The 18,163-nt window shown below is 69.0% G+C and carries 15 protein-coding genes; 14 read left to right on the top strand and 1 reads right to left on the bottom strand.

The features are described from left to right. Positions 1-24 precede the first annotated feature (24 nt). On the bottom strand, positions 25-861 hold the full coding sequence (locus tag ACZ6BG_RS13150; protein ID WP_468999917.1) for a C40 family peptidase: 837 nt from the start codon (positions 859-861) through the stop codon (positions 25-27). 897 nt (positions 862-1,758) lie between these two features. Here ACZ6BG_RS13150 and ACZ6BG_RS13145 point away from each other — a divergent pair. From ACZ6BG_RS13145 to nuoN, 14 genes are read left to right on the top strand one after another with little or no spacing between them, the layout of a single operon-like run. Continuing rightward, entirely contained in the window at positions 1,759-2,118 is a 360-nt protein-coding gene (locus tag ACZ6BG_RS13145; protein WP_003992243.1) for an NADH-quinone oxidoreductase subunit A, read from the top strand. Positions 2,119-2,131: 13 nt separating this feature from the next. After that, positions 2,132-2,686: a NuoB/complex I 20 kDa subunit family protein gene (locus tag ACZ6BG_RS13140; RefSeq protein WP_016640165.1), complete on the top strand. Its 555-nt coding sequence runs from the start codon at positions 2,132-2,134 to the stop codon at positions 2,684-2,686. Then, the gene (locus ACZ6BG_RS13135) at positions 2,683-3,414 is read left to right on the top strand and encodes an NADH-quinone oxidoreductase subunit C (RefSeq protein WP_468999916.1); all 732 of its coding nucleotides are present in this window, start codon (positions 2,683-2,685) and stop codon (positions 3,412-3,414) included. Before ACZ6BG_RS13140 ends, ACZ6BG_RS13135 begins: the two co-directional genes overlap by 4 nt. 55 nt (positions 3,415-3,469) lie before the next feature. After that, complete coding sequence (locus tag ACZ6BG_RS13130) at positions 3,470-4,798, top strand: NADH-quinone oxidoreductase subunit D (RefSeq protein ID WP_468999915.1); 1,329 nt, start codon at positions 3,470-3,472, stop codon at positions 4,796-4,798. A gap of 32 nt (positions 4,799-4,830) precedes the next feature. Continuing rightward, positions 4,831-5,652, top strand: coding sequence for an NADH-quinone oxidoreductase subunit NuoE (gene nuoE, locus ACZ6BG_RS13125; RefSeq protein WP_469000278.1), 822 nt, complete (start codon positions 4,831-4,833; stop codon positions 5,650-5,652). Continuing rightward, on the top strand, positions 5,652-7,022 hold the full coding sequence (nuoF, locus tag ACZ6BG_RS13120; protein ID WP_468999914.1) for an NADH-quinone oxidoreductase subunit NuoF: 1,371 nt from the start codon (positions 5,652-5,654) through the stop codon (positions 7,020-7,022). Before nuoE ends, nuoF begins: the two co-directional genes overlap by 1 nt. Beyond that, positions 7,019-9,532, top strand: coding sequence for an NADH-quinone oxidoreductase subunit G (locus ACZ6BG_RS13115; protein WP_468999913.1), 2,514 nt, complete (start codon positions 7,019-7,021; stop codon positions 9,530-9,532). The genes nuoF and ACZ6BG_RS13115 overlap by 4 nt, the downstream gene beginning before the upstream one ends. Beyond that, positions 9,532-10,923 carry an NADH-quinone oxidoreductase subunit NuoH gene (gene nuoH / locus ACZ6BG_RS13110; protein WP_469000275.1) on the top strand — a complete coding sequence of 464 codons (1,392 nt, stop codon included), beginning with the start codon at positions 9,532-9,534 and terminating at the stop codon, positions 10,921-10,923. Before ACZ6BG_RS13115 ends, nuoH begins: the two co-directional genes overlap by 1 nt. A gap of 10 nt (positions 10,924-10,933) precedes the next feature. Further along, positions 10,934-11,644: an NADH-quinone oxidoreductase subunit NuoI gene (gene nuoI, locus ACZ6BG_RS13105; RefSeq protein WP_469000273.1), complete on the top strand. Its 711-nt coding sequence runs from the start codon at positions 10,934-10,936 to the stop codon at positions 11,642-11,644. Next, positions 11,641-12,528: an NADH-quinone oxidoreductase subunit J gene (locus tag ACZ6BG_RS13100; RefSeq protein ID WP_468999912.1), complete on the top strand. Its 888-nt coding sequence runs from the start codon at positions 11,641-11,643 to the stop codon at positions 12,526-12,528. Before nuoI ends, ACZ6BG_RS13100 begins: the two co-directional genes overlap by 4 nt. Then, the gene (gene nuoK, locus ACZ6BG_RS13095; protein ID WP_030359114.1) at positions 12,525-12,824 is read left to right on the top strand and encodes an NADH-quinone oxidoreductase subunit NuoK; all 300 of its coding nucleotides are present in this window, start codon (positions 12,525-12,527) and stop codon (positions 12,822-12,824) included. Before ACZ6BG_RS13100 ends, nuoK begins: the two co-directional genes overlap by 4 nt. Before the next feature lie 15 nt (positions 12,825-12,839). Next, positions 12,840-14,741: an NADH-quinone oxidoreductase subunit L gene (gene nuoL / locus ACZ6BG_RS13090; RefSeq protein ID WP_468999911.1), complete on the top strand. Its 1,902-nt coding sequence runs from the start codon at positions 12,840-12,842 to the stop codon at positions 14,739-14,741. A 5-nt stretch (positions 14,742-14,746) separates the two neighbouring features. Then, entirely contained in the window at positions 14,747-16,318 is a 1,572-nt protein-coding gene (locus ACZ6BG_RS13085) for an NADH-quinone oxidoreductase subunit M (RefSeq protein WP_468999910.1), read from the top strand. Continuing rightward, positions 16,315-17,964 (top strand): NADH-quinone oxidoreductase subunit NuoN, encoded by a 1,650-nt coding sequence (gene nuoN / locus ACZ6BG_RS13080; protein ID WP_468999909.1) that lies wholly within the window; start codon positions 16,315-16,317, stop codon positions 17,962-17,964. Before ACZ6BG_RS13085 ends, nuoN begins: the two co-directional genes overlap by 4 nt. The last annotated feature ends 199 nt before the right edge of the window (positions 17,965-18,163 follow it).

Genomic DNA, 18,163 nt, shown 5'->3' with positions numbered 1-18,163 from the left:
ACGTCGTGGACGTACGCGAAAGCGTCAGAGGACGCGCACCGCTCCCGAAGCCGGGTAGCCCGACAGGTCCTGGATCACGACGCCCTTGCTGGGGTTCGCGGCGTCCAGGTACTGGCCGTTGCCGATGTAGACACCGACGTGGTACGCGGAGCCCGCGCCGCCCCAGTAAAGGATGTCGCCCACCTGGATGTTGGAGAGCGAGACCGGGGTGCCGGCCGTCGACTGCGCCTGGGAGACGCGCGGCAGGTCGACGCCGACCTGCTTGAACGCGGCCTGGACGAGGCTGGAGCAGTCCCACGCGTTGGGGCCCGAGGCACCCATGACGTACGCGTCGCCGAGCTGCGCCTTCAGGAAGCTGATGACGGTCGAGACGCTGCCGCTGGAGGGCGCGGAGGCGTTGGAGGACGACGAGCCCGCGGACGAGCCGCCGGAGGAGGGCGCGGAGGACGTGCTGAGCTGGGTGCGCTCGGAGTCCCGCGCGGCGCGCTCCTGCGCGGCCTTGCGCTTGGCCTCGGCGTCGGCCTTCTTCTTGGCCTCCGCCTTCTTCTTGGCCTCGGCCTGGTCCTTGGCCGCCTGCTTGGCGGCCTTCACCGCTGCGGCGTCCTGCTGGGCGCGAGCCTCGTAGCTGTCGGCGGTCTGGGCCGTCGCGTCAGCGGACTGGGCGATCTGCGCGGACAGATCGGCGGTCAGGGTGGGCAGCTCGATGGTCTCGGTCACCGGCTCGGCGGCGTTCGCCGTACCAGCGGCGGCGGCCACTGCCAGGGTGCTGAGGACGCCACCGGCAACTCCGGCGCGCAGAGCCATCTTCGACGCGCTGCGGCGGGGCTTCCGGTGGCTGGGTATGTGAGCGGTGTGGGACATGAGAACAACCGCTATCAGGGACACCCGGTTCCCTTCAAGAAACGTGTGCTGCGCCACAGTTGCCCGGCGCGCGACCGAATCCCGGGCGTGTCGCATCTTATTGACGCCGTAACGGGCAATGCGGACAGTGGTGATCACGCCTGTGATCATGGGTTTTCCGCGTTACGTCCGAATTGCCCCTGGGATACCACCCCCTACGTCGGTTGGCCAAGCCCGGTTGTTTGGCCGGTAGTTCGTGTGTGGCGCAGGTCACCTCGGGTGGCTCGATGAACCTCCCCGAGACCTCGCCGAGACCGGCCTGAGATCTTCCGCTCGCGCATCGGTGCCATCGGCCCCTCTCGCGCGCACGTGCACGCGTGCGGGGTGCAAGGTGCACGCGTGCCGGGTGGAGAAGGTGCATGCGTGCCGGATGAAGCGCGTGCGTGCGTACGTGGTGAAGCTGATGTCGGCGCCCTCGCGCGCGCGGGTGACGCGGTGCCCGACTCGTGAATCGATGCACACGTCCACACCCGTCCACATCTCTGCCGCCAAAGTGTGAACGCGCTCCTCTATCAAGCGCTCGTGTCCAGCGCCAATTTGCCTGTAGCGGCCATCTCTTGATAGTGCAACCCCGCCTCGACCAGGCCTTACGCGTCAGGATGTCACCTCTGGTGATCACTCAGGCGCTTCGCGTGCGAAGATCACCGCTCATCCGACTTCATGATCCTTCGTCAGGTGGTGGAGATCACAAAGCCGTTGTCGTACCCCGTGTCGCAGATCACAGACCGGCAGGCATAAGATGCGGGGCAGTTGGGCTTGTGACCTGCTTCACATGTGAGCGATCTTCGCGTGCGAGTGATCTTCGCGAGTCCGATGCAACCGCCAGCAGTCAGTGCCGACTGAGAGGAGCGAGGAGCGGTGAACGCCTATGCGCCCATCCTCGTACTGGGAGCCCTCGGGGCAGGCTTTGCGATCTTCTCCGTGGTCATGGCCACGCTTATCGGTCCAAAGCGGTACAACCGCGCGAAGCTCGAGGCCTACGAATGCGGGATCGAGCCGACCCCCACGCCGGCCGGCGGCGGGCGCTTCCCCATCAAGTACTACCTGACGGCGATGCTCTTCATCGTCTTCGACATCGAGATCGTCTTTCTCTATCCCTGGGCCGTCACCTTCGACGCCCTGGGGATCTTCGGGCTCGTGGAGATGCTGCTCTTCGTGCTCACCGTCTTCGTCGCCTACGCGTACGTCTGGCGGCGCGGCGGCCTGGAATGGGACTGAGGAGCCACTGAGCATGGGACTCGAAGAGAAACTCCCGAGCGGATTCCTGCTGACCACCGTCGAGCAGGCCGCCGGGTGGGTGCGCAAGTCATCCGTCTTCCCCGCCACGTTCGGCCTCGCGTGCTGCGCCATCGAGATGATGACGACCGGCGCCGGGCGCTACGACCTGGCGCGCTTCGGCATGGAGGTCTTCCGCGGCTCGCCGCGGCAGGCGGACCTGATGATCGTGGCCGGGCGCGTGAGCCAGAAGATGGCGCCCGTCCTGCGCCAGGTCTACGACCAGATGCCGAACCCCAAGTGGGTCATCTCCATGGGGGTCTGCGCCTCGTCGGGCGGGATGTTCAACAACTACGCGATCGTGCAGGGCGTGGACCACGTCGTCCCGGTCGACATCTATTTGCCCGGCTGTCCGCCCCGGCCCGAGATGCTGATGGACGCGATCCTCAAGCTGCACCAGAAGATCCAGACCTCCAAGCTCGGCGTGAACGCCGAGGAAGCGGCCCGCGAGGCGGAGGAGGCGGCTCTCAAGGCCCTCCCCACCATTGAGATGAAGGGTCTGCTGCGGTGAGCGACGCGCACGTGAACGGCACCGGTGAGCACCCCGAGGGCGCGGTGCCCGCCCCCCGTGAGACCTCCGGCGACGTCATCGGCGTCCGCAGGGGCATGTTCGGCGCCGACAACGGCGGCGACACCTCCGGGTACGGCGGCCTCGTCCGCACCATCACGCTGCCCGGCGCCTCCTCGCGCCCCTACGGCGGCTGGTTCGACGAGGTGGCCGACGAACTCGAAGGCGCCCTGGAGGAACAGGGGCTCGTCCCCGAGAACGCCATCGAGAAGACGGTCGTCGACCGCGGCGAGCTGACCTTCCACATCGCCCGCGAGCACCTCCTGCGGGTCGCGCGGACCCTGCGCGACGACCCGGCGCTGCGCTTCGAGCTGTGCACCGGCGTCAGCGGCGTGCACTTCCTCGAGGACAAGGGCCGCGAGCTGCACGCCGTCTACCACCTGCGCTCGATCACCCACAACCGCCTGATCCGCATCGAGGTCAGCGCCCCGGACGCCGATCCGCACGTCCCCTCACTGGTCGCCGTCTATCCGACGAACGACTGGCACGAGCGCGAGACGTACGACTTCTTCGGGCTGATCTTCGACGGCCACCCGGCCCTCACGCGGATCATGATGCCGGACGACTGGCAGGGCTTCCCCCAGCGCAAGGACTACCCACTCGGCGGCATCCCCGTCGAATACAAGGGCGCCCAGATCCCGGCTCCGGACCAGCGGAGGTCGTACTCGTGACTGCCCACCCGTCTCCCGGCCACCACCCCTCAACGACTCCCTCCGGGAGGCCCCTGTGACGCACTCAGCTCCCCACGCAACCCCTCGCGCCACGACGGAAGGCACCGTCTACACCGTCACCGGCGGCGACTGGGACGAGGTCGTCCAGTCCGCGGCCAGGGCCGACGACGAGCGCATCATCGTCAACATGGGTCCGCAGCACCCCTCCACACACGGCGTGCTCCGGCTCATCCTGGAGATCGAGGGCGAGACGGTCTCCGAGGCCCGCTGCGGCATCGGCTATCTGCACACGGGCATCGAGAAGAACCTGGAGTACCGCACCTGGACCCAGGGCACCACGTTCGTCACGCGCATGGACTATCTGACGCCGTTCTTCAACGAGACGGCGTACTGCCTGGGCGTGGAGAAGCTGCTCGGCATCGAGGACCAGATCCCCGACCGCGCCACGATCCTCCGAGTGCTCCTGATGGAGCTGAACCGGATGTCCTCGCACCTGGTCTGCATCGCCACCGGCGGCATGGAGCTCGGCGCGACGACGATCATGATCTACGGCTTCCGCGATCGTGAACTCATTCTCGACATCTACGAGCTGATCACCGGCCTGCGCATGAACCACGCGTACATCCGGCCCGGCGGACTCGCCCAGGACCTGCCGCCCGGCGCGGTGGACCAGATCCGCGAGTTCGTGAAGAAGATGCACAAGAACCTTCCGGAGTACGACAAGCTCGCCACCGGAAACCCCATCTTCAAGGCCCGCATGCAGGACGTCGGCTATCTCGACCTGGCCGGCTGCATGGCCCTCGGCGCCACCGGCCCGGTCCTGCGCTCGGCCGGCCTCCCGCACGACCTGCGCAAGGCCGAGCCCTACTGCGGCTACGAGACGTACGACTTCGACGTCCCCACCGCCGACACCTGCGACTCCTACGGGCGCTTCCTGATCCGCCTGGAGGAGATGCGCCAGTCGCTGCGCATCATCGAGCAGTGTCTGGACCGCCTGGAGCCGGGCCCGGTCATGGTCGCCGACAAGAAGATCGCCTGGCCCGCCCAGCTGGCCCTCGGCCCCGACGGCCTCGGCAACTCGCTCGACCACATCAAGAAGATCATGGGCACCTCCATGGAGGCCCTGATCCACCACTTCAAGCTGGTGACGGAGGGCTTCCGGGTACCCCCGGGACAGGCCTACGCCGCCGTGGAATCGCCCAAGGGCGAACTGGGCGTGCACGTCGTCTCCGACGGCGGCACCCGCCCCTACCGGGTCCACTTCCGCGACCCGTCCTTCACCAATCTGCAGGCCATGGCGGCGATGTGCGAGGGCGGCCAGGTCGCCGACGTCATCGTCGCCGTCGCGTCCATCGACCCCGTGATGGGAGGCGTCGACCGGTGACCACCAGTTCCCAAGAGGGCGTCAGCCTGGGCATGCCCCAACTGCCCCCGCCGGACTACCCGGACGATGTCCGCGCCCGCCTCGAAGCGGACGCGCGCGAGGTCATCTCCCGCTACCCGGACTCCCGCTCGGCGCTCCTTCCGCTGCTGCACCTGGTGCAGTCGGAGGAAGGCCATGTGACCCGCACCGGCATGCAGTTCTGCGCGGACATGCTGGACCTGACCACCGCGGAGGTGACGGCGGTCGCGACCTTCTACACCATGTACCGCCGGGGGCCCTCCGGTGACTACCAGGTCGGCGTCTGCACCAACACGCTGTGCGCGGTCATGGGCGGCGACGCCATCTTCGAGGCCCTCCAGGAGCACCTGGGCGTCGGCAACGGCGGGACCACCGACGACGGCAAGGTGACGCTCGAGCACATCGAGTGCAACGCCGCCTGCGACTTCGCCCCCGTGGTGATGGTCAACTGGGAGTTCTTCGACAACCAGACCCCGGGCAGCGCCAAGCGCCTCGTCGACGACCTGCGCTCCGGCGCCCGGGTCGAGCCGACCCGCGGCGCCCCCCTGTGCACCTTCAAGGAGACGGCCCGGATCCTCGCGGGCTTCCCCGACGAGCGCCCCGGCGCCGTCGAGGCGACCGGCGGCGCGGGCCCCGCCTCGCTGATCGGACTGCGCCTGGCCAAGGGCGAGGCGCTCCCCGCGCGCGTGGTCCACCCGCGTGCGGGCGGACCGGAGAGCACCCAGCCGCACGACCCGTCTCCCAGCGAGCACCTCAGCTCGCACGACGCGCCGCAAGAGACCTCGGCATCCGACCCGGCCCACCCGGCCGGACCGAGCGCCGAGGAGGGGGAGTGATGACGTTGGCCGCCGAGATCGACAACGAGACCAGCCCGGAGAAGCTGCTCGCGCCCGTCCTCTCCGCCTTCTGGGACGAGGACAAGTCCTGGACGCTGGACACCTACCGCCGCCACGACGGCTACGAGGGGCTGCGCAAGGCCCTCGCCATGGCCCCGGACGACCTGATCGCCTATGTGAAGGACTCGGGCCTGCGCGGCCGCGGCGGCGCGGGCTTCCCCACCGGAATGAAGTGGCAGTTCATTCCGCAGGGCGACGGCAAACCGCACTATCTAGTTGTCAACGCCGACGAGTCGGAGCCGGGGACCTGCAAGGACATCCCGCTCCTCTTCGCGAACCCGCACAGCCTCATCGAGGGCATCGTGATCGCCTGCTACGCGATCCGTTCTTCGCATGCGTTCATCTATCTGCGGGGTGAAGTCGTCCCCGTGCTGCGGCGGCTGCACGAGGCCGTCCGTGAGGCCTACGCGGCGGGCTATCTCGGCAAGAACGTCCTCGGCAGCGGACTCGACCTCGAACTCACCGTGCACGCGGGCGCGGGCGCGTACATCTGTGGTGAGGAGACCGCGCTGCTCGACTCGCTCGAAGGCCGCCGTGGCCAGCCGCGACTCCGTCCCCCTTTCCCTGCGGTCGCGGGCCTCTACGCATGCCCCACTGTTGTCAACAACGTCGAGTCCATCGCGTCGGTTCCCGCGATCCTGAATCGCGGAAAAGACTGGTTCAAGTCGATGGGCAGTGAGAAGTCGCCCGGCTTCACGCTCTATTCGCTCAGCGGGCACGTCACCTCGCCCGGCCAGTACGAGGCACCGCTCGGCATCACGCTGCGCCAGCTCCTCGACATGAGCGGCGGCATGCGCCCCGGCCACCGCCTCAAGTTCTGGACGCCCGGCGGCTCTTCGACGCCGATGTTCACCGACGAGCACCTCGACGTGCCGCTCGACTACGAGGGCGTGGGCGCCGCCGGATCCATGCTCGGCACCAAGGCCCTGCAGTGCTTCGACGAGACGACCTGCGTGGTGCGGGCCGTGACGCGCTGGACCGAGTTCTACGCCCACGAGTCCTGCGGCAAGTGCACGCCGTGCCGCGAAGGGACGTACTGGCTCGTGCAGTTGCTGCGCGACATCGAGGCGGGCAAGGGCGTCATGTCCGACCTCGACAAGCTGAACGACATCGCCGACAACATCAACGGCAAGTCCTTCTGCGCCCTCGGTGACGGCGCCGCCTCGCCGATCTTCTCCTCGCTGCAGTACTTCCGCGAGGAGTACGAGCAGCACATCACCGGCCGGGGCTGCCCCTTCGACCCCGCCAAGTCCACGCTCTGGGCCGACCGGAGCGGCCGGTCCGACACCCACACGGAGGTGAACGCATGACAGTGACCACCAATAGCGCTCCCTCCGGGGGCGGGGAAGCGGCCGTTCCGCCGGAGGACCTGGTCTCGCTGACGATCGACGGCATCGAGATCAGCGTCCCCAAGGGCACCCTGGTGATCCGCGCCGCCGAACTCCTCGGCATCGAGATCCCGCGCTTCTGCGACCACCCGCTGCTCGACCCCGCCGGTGCCTGCCGCCAGTGCATCGTCGAGGTCGAGGGCCAGCGCAAGCCGATGGCCTCCTGCACCATCACCTGCACCGACGGCATGGTGGTGAAGTCGCAGCTGACGTCGCCGGTCGCCGAAAAGGCGCAGCGCGGTGTGATGGAGCTGCTGCTCATCAACCACCCGCTGGACTGCCCGGTCTGCGACAAGGGCGGCGAGTGCCCGCTGCAGAACCAGGCCATGCAGGTCGGCGACCCGGACTCGCGTTTCGAGGGCAAGAAGCGCACGTACGAGAAGCCCGTGCCGATCTCCACACAGGTGCTGCTCGACCGTGAGCGGTGCGTGCTGTGCGCGCGCTGCACCCGCTTCTCCAACCAGATCGCGGGCGACCCGATGATCGAGCTGATCGAGCGCGGCGCGCTCCAGCAGGTCGGCACGGGCGACGGTGACCCCTTCGAGTCGTACTTCTCCGGGAACACCATCCAGATCTGCCCGGTGGGCGCGCTCACCTCGCACGCGTACCGCTTCCGGTCGCGCCCCTTCGACCTGGTGTCGTCGCCGTCGGTGTGCGAGCACTGCGCGGGCGGCTGCGCGACGCGGACGGACCACCGGCGCGGCAAGGTCATGCGGCGGCTCGCGCAGGACGACCCCGAGGTCAACGAGGAGTGGATCTGCGACAAGGGGCGCTTCGGCTTCCGGTACGCGCAGAAGCCGGACCGGCTGACGACGCCACTGGTGCGGGACGCCGACTCCGGGCAACTGGTACCGGCTTCGTGGCCCGAGGCGCTGGAGACGGCTGCCAAGGGGCTCGCCGCCGCCCGCGGGCGGGCCGGAGTGCTGACCGGCGGACGGCTGACCGTGGAGGACGCCTACGCGTACAGCAAGTACGCGCGCGTGGCGCTCGGTACGAACGACATCGACTTCCGCGCGCGGGTGCACAGCAGTGAGGAGGCCGACTTCCTCGCGGCGCGTGTCGCCGGGCGCGGCCGGGACCTCGACGGCACCGGCGTCACGTACAGCACGCTGGGGAAGGCCCCGGCCGTGCTGCTCGTCGGGATGGAGTCCGAGGAGGAGGCGCCCGGCGTCTTCCTGCGGCTGCGCAAGGCCTGGCGCAAGCACGGCCAGCGCACCTTCTCGCTCGCCACGTACGCCACCCGCGGCCTGGAGAAGGCCGGTGGCACGCTGCTGCCGGCCGCGCCAGGTACCGAGACCGAGTGGCTGGACGCGCTCGCCGCGGGCGTGGGCCTGGCGGACGACGGCGCGAAGGCCGCCGAGGCGCTGCGCTCCGAAGGCGCCGTGATCGTGGTCGGGGAGCGGCTCGCGGCGGTGCAGGGCGGGCTCACCGCCGCCGTGCGGGCCGCGTCCGCGACCGGCGCCCAGTTGGTGTGGATTCCGCGCCGCGCGGGCGAGCGCGGGGCCATCGAGGCGGGCGCCGTCCCGTCGCTGCTTCCGGGCGGCCGCCCGGCCACCGACCCGCGCGCGCGGGACGAGGTCGCGGGGGCCTGGGGTGTCGCCGAACTCCCGCACCGCTACGGCCGGGACACCGGCCAGATCATCGAGGCCGCCGCGACCGGCGAACTGGGCGCGTTGCTCGTCGCGGGCGTGGACGTCGCCGACCTGCCCGACCCGGCACGCGCGCGTGCCGCACTCGACGAGGTCGGCTTCCTGGTCTCCCTGGAGCTGCGGCCGAGCGAGGTGACGGAACGTGCCGACGTGGTCCTTCCGGTGGCCGCCGTCGCCGAGAAGCCGGGCACGTTCCTCAACTGGGAGGGCAGGGCCCGGCTTTTCGAGGCCGCGCTGAAGCCGGACCAGATGACCCGCAAGTCGTCCCCGGCGGACGCCCGTGTCCTGCACATGCTGGCCGACGCGGGCGACATCCACCTGGGCCTGCCCGATCTGCTGACCATTCGGCGCGAGCTGGACCGACTCGGTGGCTGGGACGGGCCGCACGCCACCGAGCCGCTGGAGACCGGCGCCCAGCCGCCCCGGCCCGCCGCCGGTGAGGCCGTCCTCGCCGGTCACCGGCTGCTGCTCGACCAGGGCCGCCTCCAGGAGGGCGACGACGCGCTCGCCGGGACGCGGCACGCCGCGGTGGCCCGGCTCTCGGCGGCCACCGCGGCCGAGATCGGCGTCAAGGGCGGCGACACGCTCACCGTCACCGGTCCGGCGGGCGCGACCACGCTGCCGCTCCTTGTCACCCAGATGCCCGACCGGGTGGTCTGGCTTCCGCTGAACTCGACCGGGGGAGGCGTCATTTCGGACACCGGCGCCCGCCCGGGCGATCTGGTCCGCGTCGGCCCGGCCGGCCTGGTGGCCCCCGCCGAGGCCACGGAGGTGACGTCGTGATGCTTCAGGCAGTGCACACCGCGCAGGCATCGGTGCCGCTCGCGGCCGAGGACCTGTCGATGTTCGGCAGGGACCCCTGGTGGCTGATCGGCCTCAAGGCCGTCTTCTGCTTCGCGTTCCTGATGCTGACGGTGCTGTTCTCCATCGTGTGGGAGCGCAAGGTCGTGGCCTGGATGCAGCTGCGCATCGGCCCGAACCGGCACGGCCCCTGGGGCATGCTGCAGTCCCTCGCGGACGGCATCAAGCTGATGCTCAAGGAAGACCTGATCGTCAAGCGCGCGGACAAGGTGGTCTACGTCCTCGCGCCGGTGGTCGCCGCCATCCCCGCCTTCATGGCGATCGCGGTGATCCCCTTCGGGCCCGCGGGCAACGAAGTGTCGATCTTCGGGCACCGCACCACGATGCAGCTCACCGACCTGCCGATCGCGATGCTCTACATCCTCGCGGTCGCCTCGGTCGGCATCTACGGCATCGTCCTCGCGGGCTGGAGCTCCGGTTCGACGTACCCGCTGCTCGGCGGTCTCCGCTCGTGCGCGCAGATGATCTCCTACGAGATCGCGATGGGCGCCGCGTTCGCCTCCGTCTTCCTGTACTCCGGGTCGATGTCGACGTCGCGGATCGTCGAGGCGCAGGAGGGCCGCTGGTACGTCCTGCTGCTCCCGGTGTCGTTCCTGATCTACATCGTGACGATGATCGGTGAGACCAACCGCGCTCCGTTCGACATGCCGGAGTCCGAGGGCGACCTCGTCGGCGGCTTCAACACCGAGTACTCGTCGATCAAGTTCGCGATGTTCATGCTCGCCGAGTACATCAACATGGTCACCGTCTCGGCCGTGTCCGTGACGCTCTTCCTGGGCGGCTGGCGGGCCCCATGGCCCATCAGCACCTTCTGGGAGGGCGCGAACCACGGCTGGTGGCCGATGGCCTGGTTCGTGCTCAAGGTCCAGCTGTTGCTGTTCTTCTTCATCTGGCTGCGCGGCACGCTGCCCCGTGTCCGCTACGACCAGCTGATGAAGCTCGGCTGGAAGGTCCTCATCCCGGTGTCGGTGGTGTGGCTGATGCTCGTCGCCACGGTGCGGGCGCTGCGCAACGAGGACTACGACTTCAGCGAGATCGCGCTCTACGTAGGCGGCGGAGTGCTCGCCCTGTTGTTGCTCTCCGTACTCGTGGACATCTTCCGCGACAAGCGCGAGAAGCAGGAGGCGGCTCAGACGTCCGAGTCCGAGGCGTCCGGTGCCTTCGACCCGATGGCCGGGGGATTCCCGGTGCCGCCGCTGCCCGGACAGACCCTGCCACCGGTGCCGCGCCGACGCTCGCGCCAGGAGCGGGAGTTGATTGTCAGTGGTGGGCCCGATACTCAAAGTGACGGAAAGGAGGCGTCCGATGGCTGAGCAGTCGAACATGCCGGACCGGCCGAAGCGCTCGCAGCTGCCCGAGCAGCAGCAGGCGGCCGACCCGCAGCAGTCGAACCAGTCCAACCAGGGGTTCCAGAACCCCGTCGCGGGCTTCGGCGTGACCTTCAAGGCCATGTTCAAGAAGCGGCTGACCGAGCAGTATCCGGAGCAGCAGAAGACCACCGCACCCCGGTTCCACGGCCGGCACCAGCTCAACCGCCATCCGGACGGCCTGGAGAAATGCGTCGGCTGCGAGCTGTGCGCCTGGGCCTGCCCCGCGGACGCCATCTACGTGGAGGGCGCGGACAACACGGAAGAGGAACGCTACTCCCCGGGCGAGCGGTACGGCCGCGTCTACCAGATCAACTACGCCCGCTGCATCCTCTGCGGCCTGTGCATCGAGGCGTGCCCCACGCGCGCGCTGACGATGACGAACGAATTCGAGCTCGCCGACAGCAGCCGCGAGAACCTGATCTACACCAAGGAGCAGTTGCTCGCCGGCCTCGAAGAGGACATGGTCGACTCGCCGCACGCGATCTACCCCGGCATGGACGAGGGCGACTACTACCGCGGTCTGGTCACCCAGGCCGCGCCGGGCACGGTGCCCCAAGTGGCCGTCTCCAAGGGCGAGAAGCCCGCCCCCGAGGACGAGGCCTTCGAGGGATCCGGTTCCGGCGAAGGGGCCGGGGCCTCGCGCGAGCAGGGGGTGGACGCATGACCGCCCTCGCGGCCTACACCACCTCCACCGGCGAGGCCTTCCAGTTCTGGGTGCTCGGCACGGTCGCCGTGATCGGCGCGCTGTGCACGATCCTGATGCGCAAGGCGGTGCACAGCGCGCTCTGCCTCGCCGGGACCATGATCATCCTCGCGGTGTTCTACCTGGCCAACGGCGCGTACTTCCTGGGCATCGTGCAGATCATCGTCTACACAGGCGCGATCATGATGCTGTTCCTCTTCGTGGTCATGCTCGTCGGCGTCACCGCCGCCGACTCCCTGAAGGAGACCATCAAGGGCCAGCGCTGGCTGGCCGCCCTGTGCGGATTCGGCTTCGCCATCCTGCTGTTCGCGGGCATCGGCAACGCCTCCCTGAAGGACTTCAACGGCCTGGCGAAGGCCAACGAGGGCGGCAACGTGGAGGGCCTCGCCTCCCTCATCTTCACGAAGTACGTCTTCGCCTTCGAGATCACCGGCGCCCTGCTGATCACGGCGACGGTCGGCGCGATGGTCCTCACCCACCGTGAGCGCACGGAGCGCGCCAAGACGCAGCGCGAGCGCGCCGAGGAGCGCGTGCGCGAGGGCAAGCACCTGCCGCCGCTCCCGGCCCCGGGTGTGTACGCACGGCACAACGCGGTGGACATCGCGGGCCTGCTCCCGGACGGCACTCCTTCGGAGCTCACGGTCAACCAGACGCTGCGTGAGCGCGGCCAGATCCGCGACGTCTCCTCCGAGGCGCTGAACGACCTGCGGGCCCTGGAGCAGCGTGCCTCGGACCGCCTGGAGCGGCCAGGACCGCTCCGTACGGACAGCGGCAGGGCCGGCGAGTCCGCGTCCGATCCTGTCGCCGCCGCGGCGGGCGAGCAGACCGAGGAGGCGTCGAAGTGAATCCGGTCAACTACCTGTATCTGGCGGCCCTGCTGTTCGCCATCGGCGCCACCGGCGTGCTGATCCGGCGGAACGTGATCGTCGTCTTCATGTGCGTCGAGTTGATGCTGAACGCCTGCAACCTCGCGTTCGTCGCCTTCGCCCGGCTGCACGGCAACTTGGACGGCCAGATCATCGCCTTCTTCACGATGGTCGTCGCGGCGGCGGAGGTCGTGGTCGGGCTCGCGATCATCGTGTCGCTGTTCCGCTCCCGTCACTCGGCCTCGGTCGACGACGCCAGCCTGATGAAGCTGTAAGGGGTCGCTAGAACCGTGAACACAGAGAACTTGATTGCGCTGCTTGTGGCGGCGCCTCTGCTCGGAGCGGCCGTACTGCTGTGCGGCGGGCGCCGCCTCGACCGGGTGGGCCACTGGCTCGGCACGGCGCTCGCGGCCGTCTCCTTCGTGATCGGGCTTGTGCTCTTCACCGACATGCTGGGCAAGGGGGCCGAGGACCGGTCCCTGCGCCAGCACCTGTTCAGCTGGATCCCCGTCGAGGGCTTCCAGGCGGACGTCGCCTTCCAACTGGACCAGCTGTCGGTGACGTTCGTCCTGCTGATCTCCGGCGTGGGCACCCTGATCCACCTGTACTCGATCGGGTACATGGAGCACGACGAGCGGCGCCGCCGCTTCTTCGGCTATCTGAACCTGTTCCTCGCGGCGATGCTCCTGCTGGTCCTCGCCGACAACTACCTGCTCCTGTACGTCGGCTGGGAGGGCGTGGGCCTCGCCTCGTACCTCCTGATCGGCTTCTGGCAGCACAAGCCCAGCGCGGCCACGGCGGCCAAGAAGGCCTTCCTGGTCAACCGCGTCGGCGACATGGGCCTGTCGATCGCCATCATGCTGATGTTCACCACCTTCGGGACGTTCGCCTTCGAGCCCGTCCTGGGGGCCGCCGAGGAGACGAGCGAGGGCAAGCTGACGGCGATCGGCCTGATGCTGCTGCTCGCGGCCTGCGGCAAGTCCGCGCAGGTGCCGCTGCAGTCCTGGCTCGGGGACGCGATGGAGGGCCCGACCCCGGTCTCGGCCCTGATCCACGCGGCGACGATGGTGACCGCCGGTGTGTACCTGATCGTGCGCTCCGGAGAGATCTTCAACGGCGCGCCGGACGCGCAGTTGGCGGTCACCGTCGTGGGCGCCGTGACGCTCCTCTTCGGTGCGATCGTCGGTTGCGCGAAGGACGACATCAAGAAGGCCCTGGCCGGGTCGACGATGTCCCAGATCGGCTACATGATCCTGGCCGCGGGCCTCGGCCCCATCGGCTATGTCTTCGCGATCATGCACCTGGTGACGCACGGCTTCTTCAAGGCCGGGCTCTTCCTCGGCGCCGGTTCGGTCATGCACGGCATGAACGACGAGGTGGACATGCGGAAGTACGGCGGCCTCCGGAAGTACATGCCGGTGACCTTCGTGACCTTCGGTCTCGGCTATCTCGCCATCATCGGCTTCCCCGGCCTGTCCGGCTTCTTCTCCAAGGACAAGATCATCGAGGCGGCGTTCGCCAAGGGCGGCACGGAGGGCTGGATCCTCGGCTCCGTGGCGCTGCTCGGCGCGGCCATCACGGCGTACTACATGACGCGCGTGATGCTGCTGACCTTCTTCGGAGAGAAGCGCTGGCAGCCCGACGCCGACGGCAAGCACCCGCACCCGCACGAGTCCCCGAAGTCCATGACGATCCCGATGATCCTGCTCGCCTTCGGCTCGGTGTTCGCCGGTGGCTTCTTCAGCATCGGCGACCGCTTCATGCACTGGCTGGAGCCGGTCACGCACCACGACCACGGCGACTCCCCGCTGAGCGCCGCCACGGTCACGGGCGCCACGATGGTGGTCCTGGTGATCGGTGTCACCCTGGCCTGGTTCCAGTACGGCCGCAGGCCGGTCCCGGTGGTCGCCCCGCGCGGCTCGCTGCTCACCCGCGCGGCCCGCCGCGACCTGCTCCAGGACGACTTCAACCACGTGGTCCTGGTGCGCGGCGGCGAGCACCTCACGCGCTCCCTGGTGTACGTCGACCACACCCTGGTGGACGGCGTGGTCAATGGCACGGCGGCCTCGGTCGGCGGGCTCTCCGGACGGCTGCGCAAGCTGCAGAACGGCTACGCCCGCAGCTACGCGGTCTCGATGTTCGGCGGCGCGGCGGTCCTCATCGCCGCGACCCTGCTGATGAGGGCGGTCTGATACCGATGTCGTTTCCTCTGCTGACAGCGACGGCCGCGCTTCCCGCGGTCGGCGCGATCGCCACGGCGGCCGTCCCGGCCGCCCGGCGGACCGCCGCCAAGTGGCTCGCGCTGTTCTTCTCGCTGGCCACACTCGTGCTGGCCGTCGTGGTCGCCGTCCGGTTCGACCCGGACGGTGACCGCTATCAACTGACCGAATCGCGCGCCTGGATCAAGGACTTCGGGGTGCGGTACGAGCTGGGCGTCGACGGCATCGGCGTCGCCTTGATCGCGCTCACCGCCCTCCTGATCCCCTTCATCATCCTGGCGGGCTGGCACGACGCGGATCCCCTGGAGACGAAGTCGTCGCGCTGGCGGCCGACTCAGGGCTTCTTCGCCCTGATCCTGGCCGTCGAGGCGATGGTGATCATCTCCTTCGAGGCCACCGACGTCTTCCTCTTCTACATCTTCTTCGAAGCCATGCTCATCCCGATGTACTTCCTCATCGGCGGCTTCGGAGACCGCGCCCACGCGGGCAGCGACGAGAACGCCTCTGCACAGCGCTCGTACGCGGCCGTGAAGTTCCTGCTCTACAACCTGGTCGGCGGCCTCATCATGCTGGCCGCCGTGATCGGGCTCTACGTAGTCGCCGGAAACTTCTCGCTCCAGGAGATCGCCGAAGCGCGGGCCAACGGCTCGCTGGACATGGCGACCAACACCGAGCGGCTGCTGTTCCTCGGTTTCTTCTTCGCCTTCGCGGTGAAGGCCCCGCTGTGGCCGCTGCACACCTGGCTGCCGAACGCGATGGGCGAGGCCACGGCCCCGGTCGCCGTGCTGATCACGGCGGTGGTCGACAAGGTCGGCACGTTCGCGATGCTGCGCTTCTGCCTCCAGCTTTTCCCGGAGGCGAGCAAGTGGGCGACGCCCGTCATCCTCGTCCTCGCGCTGGTGAGCATCGTCTACGGAGCGCTGCTCGCCGTCGGCCAGCGCGACATCAAGCGCCTGGTGGCGTACGCGTCGATCTCGCACTTCGGGTTCATCATCCTCGGCATCTTCGCGATGACGTCCCAGGGGCAGTCCGGCGCGACGCTCTACATGGTCAACCACGGTCTCTCCACGGCCGCCCTGATGCTGGTCGCCGGCTTCCTGATCTCGCGCCGCGGCTCGCGTCTGATCGCGGACTACGGAGGAGTGCAGAAGGTCGCTCCGGTGCTCGCGGGCACCTTCCTGATCGGCGGTCTGGCCACGCTGTCGCTGCCGGGGCTCGCGCCGTTCGTGAGTGAGTTCCTGGTCCTGGTGGGCACGTTCGCGCGCTATCCGGCGGTCGGGATCATCGCGACCTTCGGCATCGTGCTGGCCGCGCTCTACACCCTCGTGCTCTACCAGCGGACGATGACGGGCCCGGTGAAGCCGGAAGTCGCGTCGATGCCCGACCTGAAGGTGCGCGAACTGGCCGTGGTGGCCCCGCTGATCGCCCTCCTGATCGTCCTCGGTGTCTATCCGAAGCCGGTCACGGAGCTGGTTAACCCCGCGGTCAAGCACACCATGTCCGACGTCCAGAAGAAGGACCCCAAGCCCGAAGTGGAGGCCGCCAAGTGAGTGCGACAGCCGTCCACAGCCTGTGGACAACGGCGGCCGAGCCGATCGACAAGATCGACGCGCCGAACATCGAGTACGGCCAGCTGGCACCGACCCTGATCGTCATCGGTGCCGCCGTCATCGGAGTGCTCATCGAAGCCTTCGTGCCGCGCAAGTCCCGTTACTACGCCCAGCTGTTCGTGTCCGTCGTCGCCCTCGCCGCCGCCTTCGCCGCGGTCGTCGCCCTCGCGGCCGGGGGCTACGGCACCACGAAGGCCCGCATCGCGGCGATGGGCGCCATCGCCGTCGACGGTCCCGCGCTCTTCCTCCAGGGCACCATTCTCCTCGCCGGTCTGGTCGCGATCTTCACCTTCGCGGAGCGCAGGCTCGACCCGGTGGCGCACGGCAACCGCGTCGACTCCTTCGTGGCGCAGGCCGGAGCCGTGCCCGGCAGCGCGGGCGAACAGGCCGCAACCAAGGCCGGGTTCGCCACCACCGAGGTGTTCCCGCTGGCGCTGTTCGCCATCGGCGGCATGCTGGTCTTCCCCTCGGCGAACGACCTGCTGACGTTCTTCATCGCGCTGGAAGTCTTCTCGCTGCCGCTGTACCTGCTGTGCGCCCTGGCGCGCCGCAAGCGGCTCATGTCGCAGGAAGCGGCCGTCAAGTACTTCCTCCTCGGCGCCTTCGCCTCCGCGTTCACGCTGTTCGGCATCGCGCTGATCTACGGCTACGCGGGCTCGGTGTCGTACGGCACGGTCGCCAAGGTCGTCGACGGCACGATCACCACGGTCGACCCCGCCCTCGCGGGCACCATGGGCAACGACGCGCTGCTCCTCATCGGCTCCGCGATGATCGTGATGGGCCTGCTCTTCAAGGTCGGCGCGGTGCCGTTCCACATGTGGACACCCGACGTCTACCAGGGCGCGCCCACGCCGGTGACGGGCTTCATGGCGGCGGCGACGAAGGTGGCCGCGTTCGGCGCGCTCCTGCGGCTGCTTTACGTCGTGCTCCCTGGCCTGCGCTGGGACTGGCGGCCGGTGATGTACGGCGTCGCCGTGATCACGATGCTGGGCGGTGCGATCGTCGCGATCACCCAGACCGACATCAAGCGGCTCCTCGCGTACTCGTCGATCGCGCACGCGGGCTTCATCCTCGCGGGTGTCATCGCGACCACGGAGGACGGCGTCTCGTCGGTGCTGTTCTACCTGGGCGCGTACTCCTTCGTGACGATCGGCGCGTTCGCGGTGGTCACGCTGGTGCGGGACGCGGGCGGCGAGGCGACACACCTGTCGAAGTGGGCGGGGCTCGGCCGCCGCTCACCACTGGTCGCCGCGGTGTTCGCCGTCTTCCTCCTCGCCTTCGCGGGCATCCCGCTGACCTCCGGGTTCTCCGGGAAGTTCGCGGTGTTCAAGGCGGCCGCCGAGGGCGGCGCTGGCGCGCTGGTCGTGGTCGGTGTGATCTCGTCCGCGATCGCGGCGTTCTTCTACATCCGCGTGATCGTCCTGATGTTCTTCAGCGAGCCGAAGGCGGACGGCCCGACGGTCGCCGTGCCGTCGCCGCTGACGATGACGGCGATCGGGGTCGGCGTGGCGGTGACGCTGGTGCTCGGTGTGGCGCCGCAGTACTTCCTCGATCTCGCCAGCCAGTCGGGAGTCTTCGTCCGGTAGGCGGGGCTTCGGCTCCGTCCGCCTCGTGTACGTGCCGCCCGGTGTCCCGCAAGCTCGCGGGAGCCGGGCGGTGGCGTGTGCGGGGCCTGGCGGGGCACGGGCCTGGCGGACGGGCGTCTGGCGGGGCGACGCGGGCTGCCGGGCGGCGCGGCGGCGGGGGCGGCGCATTCCTCACACCGCGCCGCCCGGCCTGTGGATA

Source organism: Streptomyces sp. NPDC041205, from assembly GCF_055591765.1.
This window is presented reverse-complemented; position numbering and strand designations above follow the sequence as displayed.